This window comes from Psychrobacter pygoscelis (genome assembly GCF_004335015.1).
GTDB classification, from domain to species: domain Bacteria; phylum Pseudomonadota; class Gammaproteobacteria; order Pseudomonadales; family Moraxellaceae; genus Psychrobacter; species Psychrobacter pygoscelis.
The window spans coordinates 119,981-138,015 of the sequence record NZ_RQRU01000008.1 but is presented as its reverse complement, the minus strand read 5'-3'; the positions used below and the strand labels follow the sequence as shown (position 1 = coordinate 138,015).

The window sequence follows — 18,035 nt, the reverse complement described above, 5'->3', positions numbered from 1 at the left end:
AAGGCACCAAGGTTGGTGACACGCTAACAGTTAACGGTGAAGTCGCCCCCGTGACCCAAGCAATCATCGACGACGGAGTTGCCATTGAGATTGCCCCGGGCACTGAGGTTAGCGCTAGCGTCACTGACGCCGCCGGTAACCCCAGTCCTAACGCTACTGACAGAGCGCCCCAAGCAGACACCATAGCGCCAACTGCCCCAGTTATTGGCTTTGAAAGCACCGGTGCTGACGACGTTTATAACAGCGAAGAGGTGGGTGAAGACCACACCATCACCGCCACCGTTACCGTCCCTGAAGGCACCAAGGTTGGTGACACGCTAACAGTTAACGGTGAAGTCGCCCCCGTGACCCAAGCAATCATCGACGACGGAGTTGCCATTGAGATTGCCCCGGGCACTGAGGTTAGCGCTAGCGTCACTGATGCCGCCGGTAACCCCAGTCCTAACGCTACTGACAGAGCACCCCAAGCAGATACTATAGCGCCAATGATTACGACCACGTTACCAATTGCAGGCGACAACATTGTCAATAGTACTGAGCAAAAACATGTTGTGATTCAAGGGTCTACCACTGGAGCAGAAGCTGGTCAGACAGTCACTGTAGTAGTTACTGATGTGAATGACAGTACGGTGACTGCTACGGGAATAGTAGCTGTAGATGGTAGATGGACAGTGGAAAATGTAGATTTGTCGGATTTGGATGAAGGCGTCTTGACTGTAGAGTCGAGTATCCAAGATCTAGCGGGTAATTCAGCTAGTGACTTAGATACTGTGCTTAAAGATACACAGATTGGAGCTGTAGTCATAGCCGATACGCTATTCATGCCAAGATTCCCTTTTAAGGATGGTGGCATAAAGGTTATACCAACAAATGAGTCAGATCTAAGCTCAATGCAAATTTCTTATGTGGATGAGACAGGTAGTCCTGATGCTGAGCATAAACTCTTAATTAACTATGATTCATCAACTTCTCAATGGCAGTTTGCCTCTCCCTCGACGGTCCAGAGTGGTATCAGCTTAGATACTAATACAGGAATAGTGATATTTGACTATAACCGTGTGTTAGATGGGTCGAAAGTCACAGTGAGTCTTCAAGATACTAGCGGTAATAGTCGTGAGACTTCCCATGATATCTTGAATGACCGTATTAGAGCAGGCCAATACGATGAGAATAGTGAAGTTGATGATTCAGTATATGACAAGGAAGGTCCCACTAGATCAGTACTATTTAATGAGACTAAGCTCTATGTTTTCAAAGAGTCTGGAAGGACAGAGTCGGAAGATGGGTATTATAAAGTCATCACTAAAAATGGTGCAGCTACAGTTGTTTTAACTACAGATGGGGCGAACAGTAAAGTTAATGATTATGAAGATGGTCCTATAGAGCATGACTATGTACTGTTAGCATTGGATTCAGAAAAATTAAGGTTAGCTAAAGTCTTATACGAGAGAACTTTAAAATTCACTGAAGATGATATTAATGAAGTTACTGCTGAGAGTGTTATAGCGAATGAGGTTATCGAGAATGATCAGTATCAAGCACTATTTAATATAGTTCTCAAGCAAGCAGAAGATGCTAGAGGTTTTAAGTACCTTGACTTTGATTATGACCATACTGCTCCAACTGCGGCTATCAGGGATGAAAATAATCAACCCTCTGCAGATGACGTCGATGTCAGTGGTTTAATTTTCCGAGATAGTGATGGGAAGGATATTGGTGCAGATAAGTTAAGTCAGAGAGGTGGTCAACTTGTAATAGATAAGTCGATCAATGAATTTTCTATTCTTTATAAGGTACTGAATGATGGGCGCACCGAGGAGGCTGAGACAGTGACAATAGTAGTCGATGGTGATGAGTATGTATCTACAATTAAGGCACCAGATCAAGTTAATACGATTACTCTGCACGATTCATCTGCTCCAAATTATTTAGACCTTGGTGAAGAAGATGATGTACTGATCATAGCTGAAGGTTATGGCAGAGATACTGTAGGAGTCTTTTTTAGTGGTGGGGAAGGCTTTGATACGGTTGTTTTAGCGGGAGCTGGTCAGACGCTAACTCTCAATGATGAGGTTAATAGACCCGAGGTAAGAGGCTTTGAGAGTTATGATCTTACAGGAGCGGGTTTAGATGCGGCCAATACGCTAATCATTGCTGATAAAGACACTTTTACAGTAAATGCACTACTAGATACAGACGGGGCTAATAAATTGTTTGTCACAGGTGATAGCAATGATACGGTCGAGTGGTATGGCAACAGTACATCGACTATTACGGCAAACTATCAAGGAGTTAGTTATGCCATATACACTGATACTGATAACAATCAATTATGGGTCGATGAAGGCTCAAGCATTACTGTCATTTGATAAAGGCTCTTATGAGAATAGATGTCCAGATACCTTATTTAAGATTAGATTTAGTCTCAGTTAACGACCGCGGTTACTGTCATTGAGCACTTTACATATAAGACGGGAATCGCTTACCAGCCTTAGCTTTAAAATAACTAGTCTTAATATAAGACTAGTTATAGGGTCACTAAATATTTATTCATTTTATCAATAACTAATTCTAGGATTCATTATGGCGATTTCAGTTAAACAATTCGAACTAGACGACACTTTGTTAAATAAAGGTGAAACATCCACCCTTAAAGTTGTTTTCTCAGAACCAGTCAGTGGGCTTGAGTTAAGCAGTTTTTCAACAACTAATGTAACATTACATAACCTTATTTCTAGTGATAATGGGCAGACATGGACAATTGATGTTATCCCTTGGGATAATATTGAAGGCGTGGGTAGTGTGACTTTAGAGCCTGATTCTTATTTCACTTTAGAAGGTGTTGGAGGAGCTTATTCGGAAGTTAAATTTGACGTTATAACTACACGCGTAGCAGATACTACACCACCCGATAATACGACTACTCAGTTAATTATAGATGACGTCACTCAAGATAATAAGATTAACAGTATGGAAGCTACTCAAGCCGTTACTATAACAGGCCATGCTCAGGGTGAGTTTTCTGATGGTGATATAGTATTGCTTACTGTAAATGGTCAGACTACTGTTAGTAATGTTACTGCTGATGGTAGTTTTAGTGTTGATGTTGCTGGAAGCGATTTAGCTGCTGATAGTGACAGTAAGATAGCAGCTAGTTTACTAGCTACCGACGCTTTTAATAACCAAGGGTACGTTATTGCACTTAAAGCTTATGACGTTGATACAGTAGCGCCAAATGCCCCAGTCATTGGCTTTGAAAGCACCGGCGATGACGACGTTTACAACAGCGAAGAAGTGGGCGAAGACGGCACCATCACCGCCACCATTACCGTCCCTGAAGGCACCAAGGTTGGTGACACGCTAACGGTTAACGGTGAAAGCTGCCCAATCACTCAACAAGTAATCGACAACGGACTTGCTATTGAGATTGCCCCGGGCACTGAGATTAGCGCCAGCATCACTGACGCCGCCGGTAACCCCAGTCCTAACGCTACTGACAGAGCGCCCCAAGCAGACACCACCGGTCCTGCCGCACCAGAAAATGGTGGCAACACCGAACTGACGGTGGCTGACATCACTGATGACAACATCATCAACGCCGCTGAAGTAGGAGAGCGCATTCCAGTGACCGGAACCGTCACAGGCGAATTTAGCGAAGGCGACAAAGTGACCCTAACGGTCAATGGCAACCCACAAACTGGTAGCGTAGATGCTAACGGCAACTTTAGCATTGACGTACTAGGAAGTGATTTAGCCGCTGACCCTGACAGTCTATTAGCTGCCAGTATTGTGGCGACAGACGCCGCTGGAAACACTGGCACTATCACAGCCACCAAAGACTATGACGTTGATACAGTAGCGCCAAATGCCCCAGTCATTGGCTTTGAAAGCACCGGCGATGACGACGTTTACAACAGCGAAGAAGTGGGCGAAGACGGCACCATCACCGCCACCATTACCGTCCCTGAAGGCACCAAGGTTGGTGACACGCTAACGGTTAACGGTGAAAGCTGCCCAATCACTCAACAAGTAATCGACAACGGACTTGCTATTGAGATTGCCCCGGGCACTGAGATTAGCGCCAGCATCACTGACGCCGCCGGTAACCCCAGTCCTAACGCTACTGACAGAGCGCCCCAAGCAGACACCACCGGTCCTGCCGCACCAGAAAATGGTGGCAACACCGAACTGACGGTGGCTGACATCACTGATGACAACATCATCAACGCCGCTGAAGTAGGAGAGCGCATTCCAGTGACCGGAACCGTCACAGGCGAATTTAGCGAAGGCGACAAAGTGACCCTAACGGTCAATGGCAACCCACAAACTGGTAGCGTAGATGCTAACGGCAACTTTAGCATTGACGTACTAGGAAGTGATTTAGCCGCTGACCCTGACAGTCTATTAGCTGCCAGTATTGTGGCGACAGACGCCGCTGGAAACACTGGCACTATCACAGCCACCAAAGACTATGACGTTGATACAGTAGCATTAGCACCGACGATTAATATTACTACTAACACTAATGGTGACGACTACATCAACATTGCTGAGTTGGCAGCGGACGGTGGCGAAGCACAATTTGTCGTCGAAGTTCCTAATGATGCACAAGTTGGAGACACACTAGTCGTTAATGGCCGTGAGATTGTCATTACCACTGCTATTCTTGCTGATGGTTATCAAGGGTCCGCGCCAGTGGTTCATGGAGAAGACTTCGTGGTTGAAGCCTTTATTGTTGATAAAGCTGGTAATAAGTCGGATGTAGCGCAAGATAGTGATAAGGTAGATATTGTTATATCCAGTGGAAAAATCAACGCTCCAGATGGCACTCATGATTCAACACCAACCATTACTGTTACAAAAGGTACTAATACAGGTGGTGCTGAAAAAGGCGCTACTGCAGTGGTCACTATTCTTGATGCCAATGGCAATGTAGTTGAAGTATTAGACCCTGTGATAGTAGATCAGAGCAAAACCTTTAGCGTAACACCGACAGTTCCGCTTGATCATGGTAGTTATACTGCTACGATGACGATTACTGATAAAGCAGGTAATAGTAAAACAATCTCTGATACTGGTAGCGTTGATCTTGAAGCTGATCCTATATTCCTTTATCACCTAGGTTATGACTTAAATCAAGACGTAGGTCCTGAGGAAGTCTACGGCAAAGACGGTGTGGAAGACAACTATCTGACTACCAATATCAATGATGCTATTTACATTGGTTATAAAGGTTTTGATGATCAAGGCAAGCTAATTCGCTCTCCGTGGGATGGCGACTTCGAGCGCGACCTTGATGATCCAAAGGTAGTCTGGGAGATGGATACGGCCGCTGGTGATGACTTTATTCAGCTTCGTGAAGATCAAAATGCTTATACCGTTACCAAGCTTGGCACAGGCGATGATACCTATTATATCGGGGGTGCTTTGGACACACATTTAGGGGCGGCACAGTCTAATGCCGATGCTCGAGCTTACGTATTTGGCGAAGAGGGTAACGATACTCTTGTGGTCGGTGGTAATGGCGATGGCCGCGTTACTGGCTGGGGCATCAATGGTGGTCGCATCTTTACCGGATCAGGTAGTGATGACGTTATAGTTTATGGTGAGATGGATGATGGCGGCGTGATTGACTTAGGCTCAGGCGATACCACTTATGCCAATGGCTATACTGAAGCTGAATCAACCGACTCAGCTGATGCTGTTAACAACCTTCATATCACCCATAACCTTGGCGAATCTGCCCGATATGACTTTGGTATTGTAAAAGGTACTGATGGACAAGATAACGTGGTCATCGGTACGACGATCAATGGTGTTAGCCAAGTAGTACTGGGCAATAATGACGATACGCTGCAAGCCCAACATACTGGTGGCAGTAGCCTTATTGATATGGGAACAGGCAACGATAGCGTTGAGATTACGAGCGACACTTGGAACAATACTCAGATACTGTTGGGTACAGGTGATGACAATCTATCCGTAGGTTATGATCTGAATAATCGTACTCATGTTGACGCTGGTGCTGGCAATGATACTGTCGTAGTAGGGGAAGATATTGAAGACTACTCTTTAGTTGAGCTAGGAGCAGGCGATGACACGCTAGAAGTCGGTAGCAACATCGAAAATTACTCGACCGTAGCAATGGGTCAAGGAGACGATACCATCCATGTCAATGGTCGTATCGATGACCGTGCCGACGTTACTACTGATGCTGGTGATGATGTTGTAGTCGTTGATGGTATTATCTCTGATTATGCTAATGTTGATCTAGGTGACGGTAATAATATTCTAGAAGTTGCTAATGGGATTCATGGCGCGGCCACTATTATTGCTGAAGACGGCGCTGACACCCTAACAGTAGGTGAGGATATCGATGGCTATAGTAAAATTGACTTAGGTAATGGCAATAACATTATCAATGTTATAGAAGATGTTGAAGACCGCGCTCATATCACTACGGGCAACGGTGATGATGTTATTACTGTGGATCGCTATATTGAGAATAATAGCGTAACAACAACGGGTGCAGGTGATGATGTCATAACGACCCAAGGTGTAAATAATGCGGCTAAAATCGATATGGATACCGGTAATGACACATTGACTATCGGTTCTGAGTTTGGTGTCGGTGGGGGTTCAGCATACGTCATAATGGGCGAGGGTGACGATGTTGTGAGCTTTGGCGGTGGACGCTTAGATGGGAGTATTGAAGGCGAGGCTGGCAATGATACGCTGGTACTAACTTTCGATAGCTCGGATGCGCTTACCACAGGCCGTACCCATGTCACCAACTTGACCAGCAGTAACTTCACAGGATTCGAGCAAATCAATCTTGATGGCAATAATGCGGTCGATATTCGTTACGACGACCTTGTGCAAGATACTGACCGCGATGGTGCCTTGTTCATTAACGGTGATAACCATAGCAAAGTTGATCTCGGCGCTAATAACTGGAACAGTGATGGCGAGTCTAGAGCCAACTTAAGTGATGGTTACCGCGAGTCATGGTCTGAAACTGGCAGCACGGTAGTAGAGGGTATGACTTATAGTATCTATCATCACAGCCAAGCTGGAAGTGATATGAGTAATGATGTTTATATTCAAGAGGGCATCGTGGTCATCTGATCCATTAGCCTTTAGCATATCAACTTGGTAAACTATGCCCTCGCAATTGCGGGGGCATAGTTTATGCGTTAAATCAACGGCTATATTCTAGTGAAAATCTCTAAAATAATTAAATAATCAAAAAGTAGAAAAAACATTTGACACTCCCTCTTAAATCTATATAATACACACCCACAGCGACGGACCTTAGTAATAAATTGATTAAGGCTACGTTGTTTAAAATCTGAGTAGAATGTGACAGTTACTTCTTAGATTAAATAGAAAATCTCTTATACTAGATTTTCTGTTGAAATAAAACACTTAGATGTTGAACTTTTGAAAATCCTATTTAAAGGATTTTCCTTGCGAAGCTAAAATTGCATGCAATTTTTTAACGCTTCTCAGGGTGATTAGCTCAGTTGGTAGAGCGTCTGCCTTACACGCAGAATGTCGGCGGTTCGAATCCGTCATCACCCACCACTTAATAGCTTGTGGTAAAAAAGCTAGACGACCTAAGCAGCGGTAGTTCAGTTGGTTAGAATACCGGCCTGTCACGCCGGGGGTCGCGGGTTCGAGTCCCGTCCGCTGCGCCATATTTAAAACTGTTATTAAAGTTTAAACAAGTTTCGCCCCAAACATCCCCTTGTTTGGGGTTTTTTTGTGTCTGTGAGTTTTGCACTACCAAAAGCTTATTACCACTAAGAATAGAATTCAAATTACCGTACTATAAGCTCTACTAAATCGGTGCTGAACATTGCGCCAATTGTTTTAATAATCTAACCAGGCTGATAAAAATAGCCTTGATAGTTTTATAAGCTATCGACTTGACTGATAGAGTGCTTTATTTGAAGAATCACAATTTGTTAAATGAACGTTGCTTTGCTCATACTGATAGGCTTCATTCAAATGAAGCAGAGTCAATTGATAGAACTTAACGGTTAAGACAGAGTTAACGCCAGTCGCGATGCTATCGCACAAATCAACTAAACAACTCATTTAAATCGATAAATTAAAAAATAAACAAGTATTAGCCAACTTTATTATAAAAAATATCTAACTAATAATGATTAACATTTGTTAATGATATTTAATAATGATATATTGTTGAAGGTTTTAGTAACTTAACAGCAATATAGTAGTCATATTATGCCCTAGCAGGCACTACTCCTTAGCCAGCCTATCGTGTCAGCCCAAGGTGTCATTTATTCAATTAAGTTGAATGTATTCCTTATATCTGACTGAGATAGGACACTTCTTATGCCCCCTAGCTTTAAGCTCGCCACCCTAACGTTGGCTGTAAATGCCGCTCTGATCACCCCCGTTGCCGCTCAAGCTGCCGATGAAGACCTTCCTTTAGTGACACTCCCTACCATTACGGTGACTGCCGAAACAGAGACTGAAACCGCCGATGGTCCTGTAGATGGTATCGCAGCAAGTACAGTTAGTTCCACAACAGGTTTTGATGAGTCAATCCTCAAGTCAACACAATCAGTAACGGTAGTCGGTCAGCAAGAGGTTGAGTCTATAGGTGCTAACAACCTTCTACAGGCTTTAGATTATTCTACAGGGATTAGTCGAGGACTAGGATCAGATACAACCACCGAAGATTTTAGAATACGAGGGTTCAAAAACGTAAGTACTTACAAGGACGGTCATAAATACTCTGAATATTATTTCGGTGGGCAGCAAGAATTATATGGTATTGAGCGTATTGAGGTATTAAAAGGACCAGGTTCTTTGTTAAATGGAGCGTTACCTCCTGGTGGTCTTATTAATACGGTTAGTAAGAAGCCATTTTTTGATAACCAGTACGAAATAAATGCTGAAGTTGGTAGTTTTTCCCGTAAGCAAGTTGCCGCTGACCTGAATCATCAAGTTAATGATGATATCGCCGTACGTCTAGTTGGCGTATATCGTGATAGTGATACCTTTGTTGACTTTGTCCCCGATGATCGAACTTTTATTGCACCGTCTTTAACATGGCAGGCTAGCAAGGATACCTCGCTGACTTTACATGCAGATTATCAACGTGATTTGACAAAATATGTTCCAGGATTCCCAGTTGAAGTAACCTTAGAGCCTAGTTCTGCTGGCAAAGTTCCGCTAGGTCGTTATAGTGGTACCCCTAATTTTGATGAGTTTGATCATGAGCGTACAACTATAGGCTATACCTTAGATCACAACATCAGTCCTAACTTAAAAATTCAAAACTACTTAAACCAAACTGAGACAACGCTTAATTTTCCATGGACCTATCTTGACGACCAGATTGGAGATATAGACTCCACGATATATGGACGTGCCATAATTCAGAGAAATACAGATACAAAGCAAACCAATGCTGGTCTGTCAGCAATCTATAACTGGACCCTTAATGATCGTATTGAAAATGTAGCATTGATAGGAATTGACTATACCAAGGGGACTTTTAATACTGTAGATTTACTCAGCGAAGGTAGTTCAATTGATATTATGAATCCGGATTACAATCATAATAATGCTAACAATAATTTTAGTGTTAGGCCCTATTTTTATTATGAAAATACAAGAGATGAAGTGGGGCTGTTTTTACAAAATCAGATAACCGTTGATGATCGCTGGGTTGGTGTATTAGGCTTAAGACATGACAAAATAAATTTGGATACAGATTATGTCTTGGAGAGCATAGAAGATGAAGACGGGGACTATAACGCTACCACAGGACGAGTGGGTCTGGTCTATCTTATGGACAATGGTATTGCACCTTACGTAAGTATGAATCAGTCGTTTGAAGCAGAAATTGGTGTAGACCGGGATGGCAATCAGTTTGAGCCAACCGAAGGGATTCAGTATGAAGCTGGTGTTCGTTATCAGCCAGAGGGTAGTGATACGCTATTAACGGGCTCTGTTTTTCGAATTAATCAAACCAATGTCTTGGTCGACGATCCTGAAAATTACGACTTTCAAATACAACAAGGGGAAGTGCGTTCGCAAGGGGTAGAATTAGAGGCAAAAACTAAAATTGGCAATAATAGTAATCTAATTGCTGCCTATGCGTACACGGATGCGAGAACTGTTGAAGCCAGTCCGCTTTATCCAGAGAAAGAGGGGCAACGTGTGAGTAATGTGCCTTTTAATACGTTATCACTTTGGGGCGATTATCGCTTTGCTAATTTTGGTATGCCACAATTAAAAGTAGGGGTAGGTGTGCGCTATAAAGACGAAGCGCTGCTTCCTTATAGTTCTACCAAGTATCCTAGCTACACTGTTGTAGACGCTATGGCAAGCTATGATTGGAGTGATAATATCAATCTAGCACTCAATATTAATAACTTACTAGATAAAGAATATATCATATGCGGTTGGGCGTGTGATTATGGTGAACCGCGAAATGTTGTGGGTAAAGTCACCTACAAGTGGTAGAAGCTATCGATAAGGTACTATTGATAGGTAGTTAGATAAGATGAAATCTTATGTTTCACAAAATTAACGCTTGCTCTGCTCGATGGATTTTGATGCTAAGTATTATCGCTATCTTAAGCATTAGCATCTATGCCCATTGGGTTAACTCCTCTCAACCTGTGCAGTCATCGCAGGCAGTAAATACAAATAGTGAAATCAAGGTGTTTACACAAGGCTGGGCAGTAGCAGTGGCATTGTTACAGTTAAATCATCCGCCCACCTCTATTGGTGACAAACGCATGTACCCAGTTTGGGTTGATCGACCTACTATCCCCAAGACGGTAATAGATAGCGGGACACGCGGAATGCCTAATCTTGAGCTGGTAGTACAGCTTGAGCCTGACTTTATCTTAGACATAGCTGATTATAATCGTAATCTTGAACTATATATGCCCAATACCCCTATTTACGATATTGATTTCAATAAAAATAATCAACCAGAGAAAAAAAAGCAATGGTCAACTTTAGCAAAAGACACACAGCAGATTGGTCTATATCTACAGCAACCGCAAAAGGCAAAACAATATATCGCTAAAAGCAAACAGCGCATTGCTCAAGCAGGGGCAGTCGTGCACAACCGTATTGGTGATAAGAAACTTTTAGTGGTGGATATGTGGGATTCTAGAAAGCTAGGCGTTGATACTATCAACAGCTTCAGCACATTAGCGGTAGAAATGATGGGGCTTAAAACCTTAGAAATTGGCGGTGGTGGGCAGTGGGCATCTGCTAGCAAGCCAATGCATATGTTGTATGAATTACCTAAGGATACGTGCCTTATTGTCACTGGCCCTATACCCGCAATGACGAAGTATGATATTGAGCATAGTCTTATCTGGCAGCACTCATTCTACTCACAACCTAATTCTTGCGTTTATTTTATTGATCCTGTTTTATCAAGTGGTGGAGTTGATCCACTAGTAACCTTCGCTGAAAATCTTGAAAAAGCGGTTACCACCCAAACTACCAATGAATTTAGCTACGAATACTTAGCAGGCAAAGCTGTCACGGCTACGGAGGCAGCCCAATGAGCACGTCTTCAGTTAAGTCTCCAGTTTTACCTGCCGCAAAATCCAAGTTTTCATCTAAATACAGCATACTTATTGCGCTATTTACCCTCACCACCTTAGCCTCGTTTATCTACCTGATCGGCTTAAAGTGGCAATGGCCGCTTGATGATTTACTGACTGATCCTGCCATGCTCGAACCCAAAGCCATGATCGCCCAGCTCATCTTATTAGCTGAGTCAGGAATGGCCTTTTTTTGTGGTGGTCTATTGGCTGTGGTCAGCGTGTTACTCCAGCAAGTGGTGAGAAACAACCTTGCCTCTGATAGTACCCTAGCCGTTGGTAGCGGTGCATTATTTGCCATGGTCTTAGCCATGCTATTTTTCCCAAGCTGGGCTATTTATGGCAGCTTTTGGGTGGCGTTTGTCGGTGGACTGATTTCTCTTAGCTTGGTAGTAGTAATTGCTTTGCCTAGTAAGCTTGACCCGCTGGTGCTAATCATCGCAGGCTTTGTAGTCAGTATCTTTGTCAGCTCGTTTATCAGCCTGATGATGATATTTGATACGCAGTATTTTGCTAGATTAACCTTATGGAGTAGCGGCTTACTCTATCAGCTCCGCTGGTAACCTCTACAACAACTGAGCGTAGCAAGCCTAATTACTCTGTCCATATTAGTGCTATTGCACAAACCTTTAACGTTGCTTTGCCCATGCTGATAGGCTTCATTCAAATGAAGCAGAGTCAATTGATAGAACTGACCGGTTAAGACAGAGTTAACGCCAGTCGCGATGCTATCGCACAAATCAACTAAACAACTCATTTAAATCGATAAATTAAAAAATAAACAAGTATTAACCAACTTTATTATAAAAAATATCTAACTAATAATGATTAACATTTGTTAATGATATTTAATAATGATATATTGTTGAAGGTTTTAGTAACTTAACAGCAACATAGTAGTCATATTATGCCCTAGCAGGCATTACACCTCAGCCAGCCTATCGTGTCAGCCCAAGGTGTCATTCATTCAATTAAGTTGAATGTATTCCTTATATCTGACTGAGATAGGACACTTCTTATGCCCCCTAGCTTTAAGCTCGCCACCCTAACGTTGGCTGTAAATGCCGCTCTGATCACCCCCGTTGCCGCTCAAGCTGCCGATGAAGACCTTCCTTTAGTGACACTCCCTACCATTACGGTGACTGCCGAAACAGAGACTGAAACCGCCGATGGTCCTGTAGATGGTATCGCAGCAAGTACAGTTAGTTCCACAACAGGTTTTGATGAGTCAATCCTTAAATCTACACAATCAGTAACGGTAGTCGGTCAGCAAGAGATACAATCTATTGGTGCTGATGATGTCATTGGTGCTTTAGAATATTCAACAGGCGTTAATCGCACTGAGGCAGCAGATAGAACAACTGTAAAATATATGGTACGAGGATTTCTCAATTATACCGAATATAGAGATGGCCAGCAGTATCAGGTTAATACCTATAATGGAGAACAAGAAATATATGGGCTAGAACGTATTGAAGTGTTAAAAGGCGCTAACTCAATACTCAATGGTACGTTGCCACCAGGCGGCGTTATTAATGGTATTAGTAAGAAGCCATTTTTTGATAATGCCTACGAAATCAATGCGGAAGTCGGTAGTTTTGATCGAAAGCAGGTTTCTGCTGATATTAATCATAAAGTCAATGATGATGTTGCTGTGCGATTAGTCGGTGTATTCCGAGATAGTGACACCTTTGTTGACTTTGTTCCTGATGACCGCACCTATATTGCGCCCTCATTAACTTGGCAGCTTGGTGATTCAACCTCGCTAACAGTAAGTGCTGATTATCAGCAGGATATGACAGCTACTGTATATGGTCTTCCTGATGAGGGAACAGTAGCTCCTACTAAAAATGGCAAAATTGATCGTAGTTTTAATCAGGGCGTGAAGGGTTTTGATGGATATGATAATGAGCGCTACACTTTAGGCTATAGTATTGAACACAATGTAACTCCACAATTAAAACTGAACCATAAACTACGACACATGGCTGCAAAGACAGATATTAAATACACTACATATGATGAATTACTAGCTGGTTCCGAAACTGAATACAGTCGTTATCCCTTAAGGTTGAAACACGATTCGGATAGTATCGTAGCAAGCCTATCTGCCGAATATGATTGGAAACTGGGTAACCATATAACTAATTTAACTTTAGCTGGTGTAGATTATACGGATCAGACCTTTGACTTTGAGGGTTATAAAGCTATTACAGTTAGCTCCTTAGACTTTTACAACCCAGATCATAGTAAAGATACAATAGGTGATTTGGTGCCTTATGATGGGTTTACAGGTCGTGATGATTCTAAGCAAACGGGTATTTACTTACAAAATCAAGCGACTATTGATGATACGTGGGTAGCATTAATTGGTGTACGACATGACATAGCTACTGGTACACAGCGCTCAATCTTCCTTAAGGATGGTCAAGCAAAGACTGATACTAATGCAACAACTGGTCGTATCGGCCTAGTATATCTAATGGATAATGGTATAGCGCCGTTTACCAGTATAAATCAATCATTTTTGCCGAATTATGGTATAGACCGTAATGGCGACTTCTTTGAACCGACTAAAGGTACACAATATGAGGTTGGCGTTCGTTATCAACCAGTAGGCAGTGATACGCTATTGACAGGATCTCTATATCAGATTAATCAAACCGATGTATTAGTCAAGGATCCTAAAGATAAGAACTTCAAAACGCAATTAGGTGAAGTACGTTCTCAAGGGTTAGAATTGGAAGCAAAAACACAACTCAGTGATAATGCCAACCTTATTGCTGCCTATTCATATACTGATGCTCGTACTATTGAAAGTAGTCCTTTGACACCAGAGCTTGAGGGTAAACGAACAGGGAATGTACCTTACAATACTTTCTCACTTTGGGGAGACTATCGCTTCGATGGTTTAGGTATACCACAGTTAAAGTTTGGCGTAGGCGTTCGCTTTAAAGATAGGGCCGTTGGTACGTCTAATAGGGTTGAATTCCCAAGCTACACCTTAGTGGATGCAATGGCAAGTTATGAGGTCAATGATAATTGGTTATTGTCGCTTAACGCAAAGAATCTATTGGACGAAGAGTATGTAACCTGTACTTATAATTGCTTTTATGGAGAGCCGCGTAACATAGTAGGTAAAGTCACTTACAAGTGGTAATTTTTTAAAGGAATAGTGTCACAAAAGCAAATGGAGTCCTGCTTCATTTACTTTTGCATGATGACATACATTTCGAATATTCTCGTAGGTTACAGCTTTAGTTCAATGGTCATAACTTCAAGTTGCTTTTTATGTTTATAACTTTCAGTAGTAAAAAAAACTGGCTTTTTGGAAGTATTCTCTTATTGATATCTGGTTTATTACTCATTATTCATCAATCAAACCAAGACAGCTACCAACTTCAAAACCTAAAGCAGAATCAAAAAAAAAATAAGTATATAGAGGTAATCACCCCCGATTGGGCAACTGGGTCGACGCTTACTGAACTAGGACTGCCACCGCTTGGTATCGGCGATAAAGAAGGTTATAGGGTTTGGGTAGCTACGCCGAAATTACCGCAATCAGTGATTGATGTAGGCTTACGCACAGCTCCTAATCCCGAACTAATTTCACTATTGCGTCCAGATTTAATTATTGACAATCCCTATTATGAGGATAATCGTAGTATCTATGACGCTAATACGCCCGTAGAAAGTATCACTTTTGGCTTTGATTTTGAAAATATGGATAACACAAAACCGCTTAAATGGTCAAGAATGGTAGATTCTACCTTAAAGATAGGTCGATTAATTGAGCGTCCTAGACGTACCGAGCACTATATAGAAAGCAGCCGCCAACAGATAGAGGCTGCTGGGGCTATCGTCCAGCAACACTTAGGCACTAACCGTAAGATGGTAGTAGCAAACTTGTACAGCGTTCAACAGATGAACTCTTTTGGAATAAATAGCACCATTAGGTTAGCAACGGATATGATGGGGTTAGATTTAGTGTCTTTAGGTACTTCAAGTGCTTTCGGTGTTGCATCTATACCATTACACCGGATTTATGACATCCCTGCTGATACTTGCCTGATTATTATGGAGCCTATTAGCCCATTTGTTAAATATCAACTCAAAAATAGCTTACTCTGGCAACACTCTCGCTTTAGTGAGCCAAATGCTTGCTTATATGTTATAAAGCCAGTTTGGCATTTTGGTGGAATTAATGTGCTCTTACAATTCTCTAATAATCTTGCTGAAGAAGTAGCCAAACCTAGAGATTATAATCTTGTATTAAATACTGATCCTAAGATAGAAGAATCTAAAACAGATCCTATTCATACTAAAGCTCATGAGTTATGAGTCATTCAATACCTGTTCGTCAGAGACGTACTAACACTTCCATCAAACTTTCTACAAAATCCCCTAGGGACCCGCGCAATAACCCAAGCAGTCATTTATTAAACATGCTGCTTAACTATATCCGCCGCTATAGCTTAGTGATACTTCTTGCTATTGGCGTTATCTCCTCTACGATGTATCTAATTATACTTAAGTGGCATTGGTCAGTCACTCATCTATTTTCTGATTCCTCCAGTCTCGATCCTGCCGCTATTGCTATTCAGTTACTTATTGTCGCTGAGTCGGGAATGGCAATCTGTACCGGTGGGCTACTTGCTGTCGTTAGTATTTTACTACAGCAGGTTGTACGTAATAATCTTGCTTCTGATACCACATTAGCCGTAGGTAGTGGTGCGCAACTTGCTATGATGCTCGCCATTGTATTCTTTCCAAGTTGGTCATTGTTTGGTAGCTTTTGGGTGGCTTTTATTGGCGCCATAGCCTCGCTTGGTTTAGTCATGCTTATTGCACTACCGAGTAAGCTTAATCCTCTAGTACTAATCTTAGCTGGGCTAGTTATTTCTATATTGACCAACGCTCTTGTTAGTCTGGTCATGGTCTTTAATACCATGTATTTGTCTTCACTATCTATTTGGAGTAGTGGACTGCTATACCAAGTTAGTTGGCAACCAGTGCAGACGCTAGCTTGGGTTTGCGCTATCGCCATGCCTACCTTAATGCTCCTTCATAAACCATTAATGTTAATGGCTTTAGACGATGAGCAGGCCACCCGCCTTGGCCTACCTGTTCAATGGCTGCGTATCGGAGTGTTTATTGTTTGTGCTTTACTTACGGCTATTGTCGTCAGCAAGGTTGGACTCATTGGCTTTGTCGGTTTGGGGGCAGCAACACTAATCAACGCTATGCATATCCGTCATATCCGCCAGCGCTTATGGGTAGGGTTTCTGGTTGGTGGGCTGCTGTTATGGTTGACCAATAATCTGTTAAATATTTTTAACCATTTCATTGAGCTATCATTTCCACTGCCTGCTGGCGCTTTTACTGGCCTACTTGGTGCACCACTAATTATTTGGTTAATCCTCAAGCAGCGCAAAGACCAAGTTGCTGAAGAAGCCTACGACTTGTTGCCTGAGCGTAAGCAGATAGCTTGGTGGCAGTTTTTGGTTATCATGGTTTATACATTTGTGGTTGCCTTAATCTTTGTCAAAGGTGTCTCCGGATGGCACTTTTCGCTTGATATAGGGTCTATCTTACAATTTAGATTAGGCCGGACTTTGGGGGCAGCAGCGACAGGTATTATGCTTGGCATCGCTGGTGTATTACTACAACAGATGACGCGCAACCCAATGGCGAGTCCTGAAGTCTTGGGAGTTAGCTCGGCAGCCTCGATATCTATCGTCATGGCTTATTTGATATTTCCTAGTCTTTCTATGTTGTCGTTAGTTGGGTCAGGTTTTGTCGGTAGTGGCATCGTATTGTTACTAGTTCTTTGGCTAGCGAATAAGGTCCATAGCAGTTATCTACTACTTATTGGTATTGCTATTGGCGCATTGATAACAGCTTGTAGTGCATTTATTAACTTTAGCGGCGATCCTAGACTAGAAGCAGTGCTATTTTGGTTATCAGGGACAACCTACCATCTTAATCCGCAGACGGCTTATATCTTACTAGGGGTAGCATTTATTGGCCTCATAATGAGCTTTTTATTGGTCAAGCCGCTAAAGCTATTAAGCCTTAGTGAAACAGTCGCAAAGAGTTTGGGGTTATCAATTAGGCTCAGTCAAGTATTAATACTAATATTAGTAGCGCTGCTAAGTACCGTATCGGCAGTAGCTATTGGCCCTTTAAGTTTTATTGGCTTAATGGCACCACAGTTAGCACGCTCACTTGGAGCGGTTCAAGTAGAAAAACAATTGCTACTTGCAGCTATAATTGGTGCTATTTTTATGATGATAGCCGATTGGCTCGGACGTTATGTTTTGTTTCCTTATGAGATATCAGCAGGGGTTATATCGGGCATAGTTGGTGGGGCGTATTTCTTAATCATGATGCGTAAGTTCAAATAGTTAGTATCTTAAA

Annotated in this window: 8 protein-coding genes and 2 tRNA genes; all 10 read left to right on the top strand. The window is 42.3% G+C overall.

The genetic code is table 11. The features are described 5' to 3' along the window. A partial coding sequence (locus tag EGV92_RS13650) for a hypothetical protein (protein WP_131669857.1) occupies positions 1–2,369 on the top strand: 2,369 nt, incomplete at its 5' end. Between the two features lie 214 nt (positions 2,370–2,583). Next, the gene (locus tag EGV92_RS13645) at positions 2,584–7,128 is read left to right on the top strand and encodes an Ig-like domain-containing protein (protein ID WP_131669856.1); all 4,545 of its coding nucleotides are present in this window, start codon (positions 2,584–2,586) and stop codon (positions 7,126–7,128) included. Between the two features lie 383 nt (positions 7,129–7,511). Beyond that, a tRNA-Val gene (locus EGV92_RS13640) sits at positions 7,512–7,587 on the top strand. A 36-nt stretch (positions 7,588–7,623) separates the two neighbouring features. Then, positions 7,624–7,700: transfer RNA gene (locus EGV92_RS13635), tRNA-Asp, on the top strand. A 664-nt stretch (positions 7,701–8,364) separates the two neighbouring features. Beyond that, the gene (locus EGV92_RS13630) at positions 8,365–10,509 is read left to right on the top strand and encodes a TonB-dependent siderophore receptor (RefSeq protein ID WP_131669855.1); all 2,145 of its coding nucleotides are present in this window, start codon (positions 8,365–8,367) and stop codon (positions 10,507–10,509) included. A gap of 50 nt (positions 10,510–10,559) precedes the next feature. After that, entirely contained in the window at positions 10,560–11,576 is a 1,017-nt protein-coding gene (locus EGV92_RS13625) for an ABC transporter substrate-binding protein (RefSeq protein WP_131669854.1), read from the top strand. Then, the gene (locus tag EGV92_RS13620) at positions 11,573–12,178 is read left to right on the top strand and encodes an iron chelate uptake ABC transporter family permease subunit (protein ID WP_131669853.1); all 606 of its coding nucleotides are present in this window, start codon (positions 11,573–11,575) and stop codon (positions 12,176–12,178) included. Before EGV92_RS13625 ends, EGV92_RS13620 begins: the two co-directional genes overlap by 4 nt. Before the next feature lie 455 nt (positions 12,179–12,633). Beyond that, positions 12,634–14,775 (top strand): TonB-dependent siderophore receptor, encoded by a 2,142-nt coding sequence (locus EGV92_RS13615; protein ID WP_131669852.1) that lies wholly within the window; start codon positions 12,634–12,636, stop codon positions 14,773–14,775. 131 nt (positions 14,776–14,906) lie between these two features. After that, positions 14,907–15,956, top strand: coding sequence for an ABC transporter substrate-binding protein (locus EGV92_RS13610; protein WP_131669851.1), 1,050 nt, complete (start codon positions 14,907–14,909; stop codon positions 15,954–15,956). Beyond that, entirely contained in the window at positions 15,953–18,022 is a 2,070-nt protein-coding gene (fhuB, locus tag EGV92_RS13605; RefSeq protein ID WP_131669850.1) for a Fe(3+)-hydroxamate ABC transporter permease FhuB, read from the top strand. The genes EGV92_RS13610 and fhuB overlap by 4 nt, the downstream gene beginning before the upstream one ends. Positions 18,023–18,035 lie beyond the last annotated feature (13 nt).